Source organism: Mongoliimonas terrestris, from assembly GCF_001927285.1.
Classification (GTDB): Bacteria; Pseudomonadota; Alphaproteobacteria; order Rhizobiales; family Pleomorphomonadaceae; genus Chthonobacter; species Chthonobacter terrestris.
Map to the genome: position 1 here is coordinate 1 of NZ_MSIG01000032.1, position 13,213 is coordinate 13,213.

12 protein-coding genes are annotated in these 13,213 nt (G+C 60.8%); 7 read left to right on the forward strand and 5 right to left on the reverse strand.

Translation table 11 applies throughout. The features are described 5' to 3' along the window. From BUQ68_RS22130 to BUQ68_RS22145, 4 genes are all read left to right on the forward strand, one after another. On the forward strand, positions 1-252 hold a 252-nt coding region (locus tag BUQ68_RS22130), incomplete at its 5' end, for a UDP binding domain-containing protein (protein ID WP_280949723.1). A gap of 634 nt (positions 253-886) precedes the next feature. Beyond that, positions 887-1,939 (forward strand): glycoside hydrolase 5 family protein, encoded by a 1,053-nt coding sequence (locus BUQ68_RS23475; RefSeq protein WP_139315303.1) that lies wholly within the window; start codon positions 887-889, stop codon positions 1,937-1,939. 89 nt (positions 1,940-2,028) lie between these two features. Beyond that, the gene (locus BUQ68_RS22140) at positions 2,029-3,207 is read left to right on the forward strand and encodes a polysaccharide biosynthesis protein (RefSeq protein ID WP_075218214.1); all 1,179 of its coding nucleotides are present in this window, start codon (positions 2,029-2,031) and stop codon (positions 3,205-3,207) included. After that, entirely contained in the window at positions 3,204-4,325 is a 1,122-nt protein-coding gene (locus tag BUQ68_RS22145; protein WP_075218215.1) for a polysaccharide pyruvyl transferase family protein, read from the forward strand. Before BUQ68_RS22140 ends, BUQ68_RS22145 begins: the two co-directional genes overlap by 4 nt. Here the strand turns inward: BUQ68_RS22145 and BUQ68_RS22150 are convergent. The 5 genes from BUQ68_RS22150 to BUQ68_RS22170 form a co-directional block, all read right to left on the reverse strand. Beyond that, positions 4,277-5,494, reverse strand: a complete 1,218-nt coding sequence (locus BUQ68_RS22150) for a glycosyltransferase family 4 protein (protein ID WP_075218216.1) — start codon at positions 5,492-5,494, stop codon at positions 4,277-4,279. The genes BUQ68_RS22145 and BUQ68_RS22150 overlap by 49 nt on opposite strands. A gap of 33 nt (positions 5,495-5,527) precedes the next feature. Continuing rightward, entirely contained in the window at positions 5,528-6,730 is a 1,203-nt protein-coding gene (locus BUQ68_RS22155) for a hypothetical protein (protein ID WP_139315304.1), read from the reverse strand. Between the two features lie 273 nt (positions 6,731-7,003). Next, positions 7,004-8,074: a glycosyltransferase family 4 protein gene (locus tag BUQ68_RS22160; protein WP_075218218.1), complete on the reverse strand. Its 1,071-nt coding sequence runs from the start codon at positions 8,072-8,074 to the stop codon at positions 7,004-7,006. A gap of 11 nt (positions 8,075-8,085) precedes the next feature. Next, positions 8,086-9,213, reverse strand: coding sequence for a glycosyltransferase (locus tag BUQ68_RS22165; protein WP_075218219.1), 1,128 nt, complete (start codon positions 9,211-9,213; stop codon positions 8,086-8,088). A 347-nt stretch (positions 9,214-9,560) separates the two neighbouring features. Then, a protein-coding gene (locus BUQ68_RS22170; protein ID WP_095407408.1) for an IS3 family transposase occupies positions 9,561-10,747 on the reverse strand; the annotation gives its coding sequence in 2 pieces (ribosomal slippage) (positions 9,561-10,495 and positions 10,495-10,747; 1,188 coding nt in all). A 404-nt stretch (positions 10,748-11,151) separates the two neighbouring features. Between BUQ68_RS22170 and BUQ68_RS22180 the strand changes: the two genes are divergently transcribed. The 3 genes from BUQ68_RS22180 to BUQ68_RS22190 all read left to right on the forward strand — a co-directional run. Then, positions 11,152-11,928, forward strand: coding sequence for a hypothetical protein (locus BUQ68_RS22180; RefSeq protein WP_075218221.1), 777 nt, complete (start codon positions 11,152-11,154; stop codon positions 11,926-11,928). Beyond that, positions 11,906-12,388: a hypothetical protein gene (locus tag BUQ68_RS22185; RefSeq protein WP_075218222.1), complete on the forward strand. Its 483-nt coding sequence runs from the start codon at positions 11,906-11,908 to the stop codon at positions 12,386-12,388. The genes BUQ68_RS22180 and BUQ68_RS22185 overlap by 23 nt, the downstream gene beginning before the upstream one ends. A gap of 244 nt (positions 12,389-12,632) precedes the next feature. Beyond that, positions 12,633-13,213: nucleotide sugar dehydrogenase (locus BUQ68_RS22190; protein WP_139315305.1), on the forward strand; the 581-nt coding region annotated here is incomplete at its 3' end.

A 13,213-nucleotide genomic window follows, 5' to 3' on the forward strand; every position in this document is an offset into this window, starting at 1 on the left:
GACCCGGAAGGCATGGAGGCCTCCAAGGCCATGGTGGACAAGGTCACCTACGGCACGGATCCCTACGATTGCGCCAAGGGCGCCGACGCGCTGGTCATCGTCACCGAGTGGAATGCGTTCCGCGCGCTGGATTTCATGCGCCTGAAGGCGGTGATGAACGCGCCGGTGCTGGTGGACTTGCGGAACGTCTACCGGCGGGAAGAGGCAGAGCGGCACGGGTTTGGGTATGCGAGCGTGGGACGGCCGGGGTGAGCCGATCGCGATTGGTTGCTGCATCGATTACCGCAGAAGAGGTGCTTGGCTGCTGAAGCCGGGCAATGCCAGAGCGTCAAAATACAGCGTTCTGGAAAGCTTGTAGAATGCCAAGCGCTGCTTGTAGCGACAGACATCCGAAACACAGATACCGTGCGAATCTGGCGTTTCTACATCTGTCTAGGATCGGATGATGACCCTAGCGTGATCTTTTAAAAGCACACTATTGAGGCGCCTATGCCCTCTTAGATTCCATGTCGTGGATTCAAACTAATACTTATAGTATGTTTATTTCGATATTTTTTGACACAGTCACGCACAACAGATACAGCAGCGTGTCGCTATAGCAATTGAAATTCTACCTTAAATATCTTTGATGTACCGATATCTTTCGGCTATTCTCGCTCTATTTGTGCTAACGGCTCCCACGTCTGCGGGAACCCTTCCCTATATCCTAGGTGTCCAGATCCACCATGGGACCTGGGTGGAGCGGCCGATATATTTTGTTCTGCCCACTGTGAAGGCTCTTCTGAGATTTGCTTTCTCAAGCTTTCGCGATGATGTGGGGTGGGCCTACTTCGAGGATGGGCGGCCGCTGGCCTTAACGCGGCGGCTGGGAGCGTTGGCGCGTGTGTTGAACGGAACGAAGGGGGCCTCAAGGCCGCTGCTGATCCTGACGAATGGGAAACCCGACTTCAACAACGGCGCGTTGCCGACCACCGATGCGGCGCGCGCCGGCTTCGCAGACTTCGCCGAGCGGGCGATGGGGGAGATAGCGCCCTATGACCCGATCGTCGAGATCTGGAATGAGTGGAATCTTGGAACCGGTACACGCAGCAAGCGCCCCGGCAACCCGGAAGACTATGTTCAGCTTGTGAAAGCCACCTACCCTCGGCTCAAGGCTGCATTTCCGGGGAGCACCTTTCTCGTCGGCGCTTTGGCGACGGATCTCGATCCCATTCCATTCTTGAAGAGGGAATGGGTGTGGCTCGGACGGGCCATCGAGCTCGGTCTGCTCGACAATGGCGACGGACTGTCTGTCCATCTCTACAACGTATGTCGGCCACGCCATGAGCGGCGCCCGTCAGAACAGATCCGCCGGATGGAGGCTCTGGTCGAGTTGCTCGACGCGGCGAAGCCGGGTGCCAACTATCCGTTCTACGTTACGGAAGTCGGCTGGCCAGAAATGATGAAGGGATGCGGCTTCACGGAAGACGAGCAGATCTCGTTCAGCGGCCAGTTCCTTCTCTGGGCGACAAAGTTCCCCAGCCTGAAAGGCGTGTGGCTCTACGAGCTGAAGGACAGCGGCGTTGATCCAGACAACCTTGAGCACCACTTCGGGCTGCTCGACTTTCACTATCGGCCGAAGCCCTATTTCTGCGGCGTAAGCGAGGCGCGGACCATCCTCGACGGTGCGCGCTTCGTGGATGAACGCGTCGGTCCTGGCGCCCAAGTCGCACTTTCGTTCGACCGGTCGGGCGACGCGGTGTCGGCGATCTGGCTTGCCATCGCCGGAGACCCGGTGCCGTTCACGGTGCCGGACGGCGCAAAGGCTCGTTTCCTCTGTGAAACCGCAACTTTCAAGGAAGGCGAGCAAGTTCTGCTGCGCGAACGGCCGCTGATCGTTTCCAGTGGCTTCGGCGCCTTCTTCGCGCCGATGCCGACAAAGGCGGAAGCAGACGACTGATTTCAACGACGGGGCGATTATCCTTGCGAAGGCTTTTCCGCAGTCCAAAGGTTCTGTCGATAGGCGCGTCGGCGCTCGCGCAGGTTTTCATGTTCGGCGCGACAATGATCGTGACACGTGTCTTCCTGCCGGAGCATCTGAACGAGTTCGGCGTATTCTTCTCCCTTTTCAATTTGTTCCAGATCGCCGCCATGTTGCGGCTGGAGCAAGCCATAGTCTTCGCCAAGGACCCGGATGAGGCGTCTGGCCTTGCGCTGGCGGCCCTCGCCGTGCAGATCCCCGTCCTCTTGGCGCTTGCACTGCCAACCTACTTCTACCTCGCCGCCAATCCGGCGACCGACGCGCATGCCTTCGAACTCGTCTCGGTCCTTGTGGTCGCGGTGGCGGCAAGCAGCGGCGCACGCCTGATCGTCCAGTTGATCGCCCGGTCGGATCAATTCCTTCTTCTCGCGGTCACCAACCTACTGCGGCCGAGCCTGATCGCCACCGCGCAGGCTCTCGCCGCGCTGATCGGACCCGGCTCGGTGCGTCTGCCCCTTGCGCTTGCCGCCGGGCAGGCTGTGTTCCTCCTCGGGGCGGTGGTGTTGCACTGGCGATCCAGAGCGATCCCGGTCTCGATCCGCGCGCGCTCCCGGGTGAAAGCGATCGTCTCGCGCAACAAGGATTTCGTCTTCTACAATCTTCCTCAGAATTTCGTGTTCGTTCTGAGCGAGTCGCTGGTCCCGCTCTCCATCTCCTTCATCCATCACGATACGAACGCCGTCGCACTCTTCTGGCTTGCATCCAGGGCCGTATTCGCCCCGGCAACGGTCATCGCAGAATCCATACGCGCACAGGTCTACCGGACGATCGCTCGCACGGAAGCGGGTCTTCCGAAGCTCGTCTTCACCACGTCGGCCGTCCTCTTTGCTGTGGTGGCGGCTCCCCTCGTCGTTCTTGCCTGGATCGGTCCGGAGTTGTTTGCCTTGGTGTTCGGGCCTCAGTGGGCCGAGGCCAACGATTATGCCCTCATCCTCGGTGGACTGGTGGCCCTTAACATGGCCGCGCTCCCCTTCGTCGGCGCCCTCCCGGTCGTTCGGCTGCAGGGGACCTACTTCCTGGTGGAGTGTGTCGGGCTTCTGGTCCGCGCCGCTGTCATCTTTCTGATCCCCTGGAGCACGGCTTGGTTGAGCGTGGCGGCCAGCACTGTCGCCTATGCGGCAGTGCAGGCGGCCTTCTTCATCTATGTGACAATCGTCCTTCTCAAGCGGAAGAGCCTGACATCATGAGGAGTGTGCGCACGCTCGGTCTTTTCGGCGTTGCCGGTTTCAATCGCGGCGACGACGCGATCTCGCGGAGCTTGATCGCAGGTTTTCGGCGGGAGCGCGCCGACATCACCTTCGTGGTGCCAACCCTCCGAAAACAAGATGCGGCCGATCCACGGGTCCGGACCTTCCTCCTGGAAAGGAAGACTTTGCCCGGCATGGCCCGGCTTGTGGCAGCGATCGCGCGCTGCGACGCGATCGTTGTCGGGGGCGGATCCCTCGTCCAGGACCAGCTGGGCGGCACCCGGACGAAAGGGGTGCTCGGATACGCCTGGACGGTGACCGCCATCGCTCGCGCGCTCCGCAAACCGCTTGCGACCGCGCCTCTCGGGGTCGACGATCTCACATCCGACGCCGGGCGGGTCGCCGCGCGCGAGACGCTGAACCGGATCGGACGGATCACCGTGCGGGACGTCCTGTCGGAGCGGAACGCTCGGATCCTGTTCGGCCGCGCCGATCGGCCGGTCCATGTGGCGTGCGACCCTGTGTTCGACTTCCCGGTTGCGTTGGACGGCGCCCCACGGGAGGACACCTATGTCCTCTCGCCTGCCTTCGAAGGGCGCAACGAGGATCGAATTGTGGCTCTGTTTCGCGCCATCGCGACGACGCTGCTGGAGCGCCATCCGGGGTGCCGCGTCGCGGTAATCGCGATGGACGACCGGGCCGAGGAGGATGCCGGCAAGGCGGGCTTGATCGTGGATGCGCTTCCTGAGGCTCTGCGGGCGCGCGTGCGGATCGCCGTGCCGGCGACACCTGAGGAGGCGGCGGCGATGCTCCGCACGAGCCGCGGCGTGGTCGCCATGCGGCTCCACGCGATGATCATGGCGTATGGCCATGTCCCGATCTACGCCCTGAGCCACACGACCAAAACGGACGCCATGATCGAGACGAACCACATCCCCGGCATGTCAACCCGAGGTGACGGTCCCGTCGAGACGATCGCCATGGCAGCGGCAGACGGCTTGGCGCAGCCAGGGCCCTTCACCCTGCAACAGAGCCGCGCCACTGTGCTGCGCACGGACCTCGGGGCCTATTATGGTGAAACGCTCGCCTTCCTGGACCGGGCGATCGCCCGCTCGTAAACGTCAATGGTCTGCTGCGCGACGGTGGTTGGATCGTACTGCGGCCGGGCCGCCAGCCAGTTGTCCTGCAGCCTAGCGAGAAGTCCCGGCCGCGACAGCATCTGGTTGATGGCGCCGAGGAGGCTTTCGGCGTCATCCGGATCGAAGATCAGTCCGCGGTCCCCGTTGCCGATCATCTCTGGAAGCCCGCCACGCTTGGCGACGATAGGAATCACTCCGTGAATGCCGGCCTCGTACGCCACACGGCCGGCTGGCTCATTCCAGAGCGACGAAACGACCACGGCATCCACTGACCCGTAGAAGGTATCAGGGGTTTGCACGCCGAGAAACTCGACCGGCAGTCCGGCCGCGAGGTCGGCCATCGCCCGAACATAGATGGGGTCGCCGGATCCGCCAATCCGAAGGCACCACTGGTCGGCCGGCATTGTTGCCAACGTCCGGATCAGCCGATCCAGCCCTTTCTCTGGAGAAATCCGGCCGAAAAACCCGATGGTCAACCGCCCGTTCTCTACAGGGCCGCGCCGTGGCGCGGCCGCTTCGGCCGGGCGGTAGGCCCCATGGATAATCGTCGCGCCGGCTTCGCGGGTGAATAGACCGGCGGCGAGATGGACGCGTTTCATAAACTCGCTGACGTAGATGACTTCGGCAATCCCACGCGACGGACGCACGACAGGCGCTCGCGCGGCGATCCGGCAACTGCCGCAGATGTCGGTGCAGTTCTTCCCCGCCTTCCGCATGCTAGATTTGATACACGTCATGTAGTAGTCGTGCACCGTGTGCACGATCGGAACACCGGCCCGCGCGCTCACCGACCAGAATCCTGGTCCGATGCCCGCCATCACGTTGGTGTTCACCACGTCAGGCCTAAAGGCGGCCAGAACCTTGCTGTAGTCCACATTCATTAAGGTGCCAAAGCGGTCGACCGCGTGCCAACCGGCCTTTTTCCAGCCGGAGGCCTCCCCGCGGGCATAGAGATTGCGAAGCCTCAGCCGATACTCCTGAAGCTCGGACTCCGGGTGCAGTCCCTCATGGGCATACGTGTCGACCGACAAGACGGCAACCGTGTGCCCGAGCCGCTGCACCTCCTCGGCAACCAGCCGCATGGAGACCTGGGCCCCACCGACGGCGCCTTTCGGAAAAAAGTTCCGCGACACGAACAGCACACGCATCCACTACCTCATCGAAAAAAAGATCAGGGTACATCAGAGAGCGTTCGCCTCGTTCCGGTTGGACCAGAGCATCCCGATAGCAAGCCCGAGGAAGCAGACGCCAACCATTCCATTCAGGATGTTGGCTGTGATGCCGTTGAACAGCAGGATCGACAGGATGGAGAGCGCCGGCAGCATGTCCGGATTGTGGTCGTCGACATCGTGGATCTTCAGGAAAAGAAGCCCAACCAGAAGCAAAGCACCTACGCCGAGGCTGGTGTAGAGAAACAGGAACATGTTGTCGGGCGCGATGGCCAATGCCGGATCCGTGAACGCAACCGCTTCCCCGACAGACCCGATCCCGGCCCCGATGAGTACAGTTGGGAACTCCGAAAGGCGATCGATCGCCCACGGCCAGACGTTCATTGTCCGATCGTCGAGTGAATAGACGGTGGCACCTGTCAGTCGGCCTATGTCCAGCCCATAGAGCGCGAACGGAACAACCATGCACAAGCCCGCCGCCGCTATGCCAATGGAGCGCAGCATCGCGACCACCATCGGAAGGACGCGCGGGCCCATTAGGATCGGCAGAACGCAGGCAACTAGCCAAAAGAAACCGAACCAGACGATGGTTGCCCGCTGCTGCGCCAACCAGACGGCATAGACGGCGGGTCCGATCAGAAGGACGGCCGCTAACCGTGACCCCCTGTCCAAGCCTGTGGAGACGATCAGCGTGGCGCAGACAATCAGAAGCGCAGTATCTGTGGAGGCGATGCCAAGGCCGGCAATGCGGCGGCTCTCCCCATCTGTCCACCAGACTCGGCTGACATCGTTGGTGCCGAAGGCGCCTTCGAATACGAGGCCGGACCATGGGAACTCGAGCAGGCTGTCGTAGATCGCCCCCGCGATGGACGCCGCGCAAATTGCCAGCATCAGCGGCCGAACGACAACTCCCAACTGCCGGAAATGGAGGCCGACCACCACCGCCACGATCAGGGCGAACACCTGCCGCACGCCGAAGAGGACCGACAGCGGATCCAGCGCCGCAAGGGAGAGGATTGAACAGGCGAGAACGACTGCAATCCAGAACAAGGCTGTTATGTCCGATCGATAGAGATAGGCGACGAACAGGACCATCACCGCCGATGCGACGATCCCGTCCGGAACGTACCAAAGCCCGGGCAGATAGGCTCTGATCGGTGCCGCAAAAGCCTGTCGGCTCACGACCGAGAAGAAAGCCCCGAACACGACCATCATCTGGAAAGACTCGACCAGATCATGGGTCTGAGAATGGCTCGTTTCATCTAGTCTATACTGCATTTTTCACATCTGCTCTACGCGAAAGCACGGTACATAATCTGATGCACCTTGCGAACCGATCTCTCTTGAAGAAGCGCGTGCGCGCCAAGCATATGCCGCCCGGGTTCGCCAGGGCTGTCCGCGAAGCCCGAGTTGAAGACGGAGCGGCAGCCATCCAACCAGGACTTGCAACTGGCACCCCGCTCAACCGACGGCCTCCCCAGACCCGGGTCATCGTTCGGATCCGATGGCCCTCACTGCGTCCACGACGCGGCGGGCGCTCGCTGCCCATGAGAAGTGTTTCGCGCGCGCACGACCGAGCGCCACGAGGTCGGCGCGGAGCGCGTCGTCGGAGAAGACCCGGTTGACCGCCGCGGCTATGCCGCGTGCATCGAGTGGATTCACGTAGAGCGCCGCGTTGCCGCAAGTCTCCCGGACCGCGGGAATGTCCGAGGCCACCACGGGGCAGCCCTGGGTCATCGCTTCGAGCGGCGGAATTCCGAACCCTTCGTAGCGGCTGGGAAAGACGAGCGCGCCCGCCGCCCGGTAGAGACCAGCCACGTCCTCGTCATCGAGCCGGCCGGTGAACAGGACCCGTTCGCTGGAGGCGGTCTCGGCCGTCCCGAACACGGACTGGTTGGCACTGCCCACCACCACGAACCGCGGGCCGCTGGCCTCCAGCAACTCGAAGGCCGCAATCGCAGTGCCGAGGTTCTTGTTCGGCGTGGGGGACCCGATGAACAGCGCATACCGGAACGGCTCCAGGCCGAGCCGGCCCAGGACGCCGTCATTGGGCTCAATGGACAGAATGTGTTCGGCCGAGTTCGGGACGATGAAGACGGACTTGGCGCCCAGAAACTGCATCAGTTCAGTGCGGGAAAAATCCGAGACCGTGCCTATGACGGATCGCCGTGCCAGGATGCGGCCGAGGGTCTGGTGATAGGACCGGTAAGCAAGGGAGAAGTTATCCGGCGTGCGGAACACCATGGCATCGTGAATGATGGTGACACTTCGCGGATGGAGAACAGGGCCGCTGTTGCAAAGATTGAGCAAGGTGCCTGTCCGGGCCGCACGGAACAGGTCGACCTGCTCCCACGCATGCCCCTTCAGCCGTCCGACCTGACGGACGTCGATGCACTTCAGGTCGAGATCCCGGTCTGCGCCACCCGGCATCAGCAGGCACCACCCCTCGGATGGGTCCATACCGGCGATAGCCCGGTCGATCTCGCGGACGATTTCCCGGGCGAAGCGTTGCACGCCGCTGGTCTTTTGAACCAGAAAGCGGCCGTTGATATAGTACAATCTGTGATCCCTTATACCTTTTCGGTTTCGACATTCACCGGCTTGAAGCGTCTTTTGGCCGTCAGTTCGGCATAGAAATCACCGAGTTCGAAGCTCATCCGCCGGGCCGTGTACTTCTGAAGGAAGACAGCACGCGCATTGTGCCCCATCCTGATCAGGTCGGACTTGTCGAGACGACCGATGCAGGCCAGCAGGCTCTCCGGATCCGGTTCGAACAGATATCCGGTGTCCCCATCGGTAACGATCTCCGGAAGCGCGCCCCGCTTGCTCGCCAGAACGGGGACCCCGGCTCGGAACGCCTCGATCGCCACCAGGCCGAACCCCTCCCATCGGGACGGCATGACAACGGCGTCGGCCGCCGCAATACGCCGGAAGACCTCTTCCCGGTCCAGCCAGCCGGTGAAATGGACCGGTGATTTCCCGTCGACTTCGAAACGGGAAGCACTGACCTGAGCCCCACCGACGACGTCGAGGGTCACTCGCCCTCCGGCGACCCGTCGCATCGCGTCAAGCAGGATGTCGAGACCCTTCTGCGGATCGTGTCGTCCGACGAATAGCAAGCGAATGGGATAGCCGGTGCTCTTTCTGCCTGGGTCGGGCTCCCGCAGATCGTTGATGCCGTTGAGAATCGTCCGCTGCATGCGAATGGGAATTCCGGCTTCGGCCGCTAGTCGCGCCTCGAAGTCGGAGATGTTTACAATCCCGTCGGTGACCGCCGACAAGGTCCGCTCGATCAACTTAAAACCGGCGCGGTGCAAGGCCGACGCGTCCATCGAAAACGACCACCCGTGGGAGCAGTAGACCACGACGCACCGATGCGGGTGGATGGCGCAGACGATGCGGCCGATAACACCTGCATAGGTGCTGTGGATATGAACCACGTCAGGGCGGAACGTGACAATCGCCGACCAGAGACGCCGTGCCAGGGACAAGAAGGAGGGGACGTCCCTGCCTCTCCGCGTCCAGAGGTACACGTGTTCCAACGGGACATCGCCGATGTACTGCGCATGTTCGGCCGGCATCACGAGAGCAATGTTGGCCCGACCGAAGCGGGAGAACTGGAGCGGAAGCAACTCCCTCAGATAGGACGCCGGACCGCCCGGGACCGTCTCACAAACATGCAATATACGTTGCGACATCGATCGCTCTGCTTCCCTTGTTCGTAAAACCTCGTGGATGTATTGCAATTAATTAATGTACATACTCGCATTTTCTTCTCTCTTTTTCTCTACCGCATAGATCAGACATTGAGAAACAGATTTTTCGTATTGAATTCTAAATCATTTGGCATGCTTGTGTTCTCCAGGTCCATCACTAGGCTTTTCTTTTGTTTTTGACGCAGGCCGCCTCCATGATCATCCAAGAAGCATCATTCAGACCCGCTGAAATCTTCCGTCTGTCCTCTCCAGCGTGTGACGAACGTTGTGCCATTTCGACCACCGATTTGAGGCATTTATTGTTGCTGAACTGACCTGCCACTGAACTCTCATCCAGCGGCGACTAGAGCCTCGGCGGATTGTGCGCCGTCTGGCGCAGGTGGAGCAATGGTCGGTCGGCGGAGCTGGTCGGGGTTGCGCAGCCGATCGGCCATTGCGGTGAGATTGGCCGCATAGAAGGCCGGGGTTTGGTAGCCGAGAGCCGAGGGAGGTCGGCTCCGGTTGTAGTCGTCCGCCCAGGCGGCGATCTTCGCCCGGGCGTGGTCGAGACCGAAGAACAGGCTCTCGTTCAGGAGTTCGTCGCGCATGCGGCCGTTGAAGCTCTCGCAGTACGCGTTCTGCATCGGCTTTCCCGGCGCGATGAAGTGCCAGGTCACCCGATGCTCGGCCGCCCAGGCGAGCATATCGTTGGAGGTGAACTCCGTCCCATGATCGGAGACGATCATGCCCGGCTTGCCCCGCCTGGCGATCAGGGCCGTCAGTTCCCGGGCGACACGACGCCCCGAGATCGACGTGTCCGGAATCGCCGCAAGGCACTCGCGGGTCACGTCGTCGACGACGTTGAGGACCCGAAAGCGCCGCCCGCAGGCCAACTGGTCATGGACGAAGTCCACCGACCAGCGGGCGTTCGGCCTTGCTTCGATGAGGATCGGCGCCCTGGTGCCAACCGCACGCCGTCGGGCGCGTCGCTTCCTCACCGTCAGCCCCTCCTCGCGGTAGAGACGATAGATCCGGTTGATGCCCGACGGCTCGCCATCCCGGCGCAGGAGGACGAACAGGCGACGGTAGCCGAACCGGCGCCGTTCGTTCGCCAGAACCCGCAGGCGCTCACGCAGTCCCGTGTCCACCGGCCGTTGTGAGCGGTAGCGGATCATCGTCCGATCGGCCGAGACGATGCTGCAGGCCCGCCGCTCCGACAGGCCGAGCACGGCCTTCAGATGCGCGACTGCGTCGCGCTTGGCGGCGGGCCCTACCATTTTTTTGAGAGCAGCTCACGGAGCGCAGCGGCATCCAGCATCGACTCCGCCAGCAGTTTCTTCAGCTTCGCGTTCTCGTCTTCCAGCGCCTTCAGCCGCTTGGCCTCGGACACGTCCATGCCGCCATACTTAGCCTTCCAGTTGTACAGCGTCGCCTCGGAGATCCCGTGCTTCCGGGCAAGGTCAGCCGACTTGGCGCCCGCCTCGTGCTCCTTCAGCACCCCGATGATCTGCTCTTCAGTGAACCGTGCTCGCTTCATCTGTCCGTCCCTCGTCAGGCCGGACTCTAACGCCATGTGGAGGAAAGAAGCAGTGGCAGGTCAGAACCGCTACATATATTATTCTGCTTGGAAGCGCACTGGATCCAATTTTCCAGAAAATTCAGCGCCTTGAATGTAGAATTATTCAGATATTTTATTAAATTTGCGGTTTTCACTTGATTTTGATACGATCGAATCCATCGAATATCTTCTCGTTTATCTAAATCTGTTACTTATATAGTCCTTCGGATTTAGCGCCGAACCTCTGGCCTATCCGCAGCCCCGACAGGCTCATGATGGTGTTCCTTTTAGGCCGATCTTCTAACGCAGGCGTTTCAAGCTCTCGATCCGCTCGACTCGGCACCGGACAGCTCTTTTGGACATCGCGATCGGAATTATTCCTTTTGTCGATGCTCCTCGCGGTTCCGAATGCCATTTGGAACCGGATCCTGACCGGTATCGAGACACACGGCTTAATCGGATCGGCCTTGGCCACCTTCGAGATCAGTGCGATCGTGTGGCTGTCGCTTTGCCTCGCGATCTCCATTCTCTGGAAGGCCGAGCGCGGGCGGACCGATTGGCTCGACCGCGTCTTGTTTCTGATGGTTCTGCTGGCTACGGCGCTTCCAATCGGCGCCGGCACCTGGCTCGCCGTGACCGCGTCGAGCGCCTTCTACCTCGCACGCAAAAATTTGGCGCCTGAGGAGAAGGCGGCAGCCGCCATCATACTCGCCGTCACGGCGCCGATGTTCTGGAGCCGACGCCTTCTGGAGGTCTTCGGCCCGACGGTGCTGTCGATCGATGCCTATCTCGTCAGTCTGGTAACGGGCACGGAGAGCGTCGCAAACGTGGTTCCTCTGCCTAACGCCGAAGGTTTCTTGATGATTGCCACCCCCTGTTCGTCTCTTGCGAACGTGTCCATCGGCCTGCTGCTCTGGACCAGCTGGACCCAATATTTCCGCATGCCGTTCGATCTGTTTTTCTGGATCTGGTGCGCTATCGTCTGCAGCGTGGTTGTGGCCATCAACGTCGTTCGCATATCACTGATCGGATACTATCCGGAGCACTACGAACTGTTGCACGGCGCTGGCGGTAACGCGGTGACGTCCTGGTTGACGACATTTGCGATCCTGTTCATCAGTTACAAAGGGACGCGCCGTGCAGGCTACCGTCTTCACTAGAGCCGTCGCGGTCGGCCTGTCGTTGCTTTGTCTGTCATACGAGAACGTGCTGACCTTAAAGGAGCTGCAGCCGGATCACGACGCGATCTACCGAGCAATCGAGCGCACGGCCTCCGAAAACGATATGCCGATCGTCGACATATCCGGCTTTGCCAAGGACCGCTTGGCGCTGTCATTCCAAGGCGACGGCTGCGTATACCATCTGGTCAGCTTGAACCCGGCCGACTCTGAGGAAACAGGCTTCCGCACCGCCTTCCAGGGAGCGAGTCGGTACTATTTTCAGTCGGAAGGACAGCATTTTGCGTCCGCCGACTACTCGTCTTCGGTCGTCTCTCTTATCAGTGCGAAGCTATCGTCCATGCTTGGCCAGAATCACCGTGTTGCAGCCCTCATCGGCATCGCGGAGACGGGCTCGTGCAAGTCTGGCTTTCCGGCGGTCACCAGTTTCGATGCTCCATAAGCGCACCGCTCGACAGTTGTGACCTGATACCGCAACGAACTTCTTTATCGTCCTAACAACTACAAGCGATGCTACATTATTGACATGCACGTTGTTAAATGATATGCGCTGTATTTGGCTGCTGTATTGAAACTAATTGGACTTATTTGAAATTTGTTAGTATACGCCCTGATACAAAGCGCGTTACGTCCCGAAACTCTAAATCATCATTTTTAGACTGGTAAACTTTCGAAAGGCTTTGGCAATGAATATTGCAATGGTCGGCTCCGGATACGTTGGCCTTGTTTCTGGCGCCTGCTTAGCGGATTTCGGGCACCGAGTTGTTTGCGTAGACAAGGACACCCGGAAAATCGATGCACTGCTCCGTAACGAAATTCCAATCTTTGAACCTGGTCTGGACGGGTTGGTAGCATCCAACGTGGCGGCGGGACGACTGAACTTCGGGATGGAGTTGAGTGGACCTGTAGCCGATGCAGATGTGGTCTTCATCGCCGTTGGAACGCCCTCGCGCCGGGGCGACGGCCACGCGGACCTTTCGTACGTCTACGCGGCGGCAAAAGAGATCGCCCGCGCCCTCAACGGGTTCACGGTCGTGGTTACCAAGTCCACTGTTCCGGTCGGCACCGGCGACGAAGTGGAACGCATCATCCGTGAAGAGAACCCGACAGCCGATTTCGCCGTCGTGTCCAACCCGGAATTCCTCCGAGAAGGCGCCGCCATCGACGACTTTAAGCGGCCGGACCGGATCGTCATCGGCCTGGAGGACGAGCGCGCGCGCGACGTGATGACGGAGGTTTACCGGCCGCTCTACCTCAACCAGGCCCC

Bases quoted from the DNA above. Each gene is read 5' to 3' on its own strand.
- BUQ68_RS22140 (WP_075218214.1), top strand. From the start codon at position 2,029: ATGTTCGGCGCGACAATGATCGTGACACGTGTCTTCCTGCCGGAGCAT.
- BUQ68_RS22145 (WP_075218215.1), top strand. From the start codon at position 3,204: ATGAGGAGTGTGCGCACGCTCGGTCTTTTCGGCGTTGCCGGTTTCAAT.
- BUQ68_RS22150 (WP_075218216.1), bottom strand. From the start codon at position 5,494: ATGCGTGTGCTGTTCGTGTCGCGGAACTTTTTTCCGAAAGGCGCCGTC.
- BUQ68_RS22155 (WP_139315304.1), bottom strand. From the start codon at position 6,730: ATGATGGTCGTGTTCGGGGCTTTCTTCTCGGTCGTGAGCCGACAGGCT.
- BUQ68_RS22165 (WP_075218219.1), bottom strand. From the start codon at position 9,213: ATGTCGCAACGTATATTGCATGTTTGTGAGACGGTCCCGGGCGGTCCG.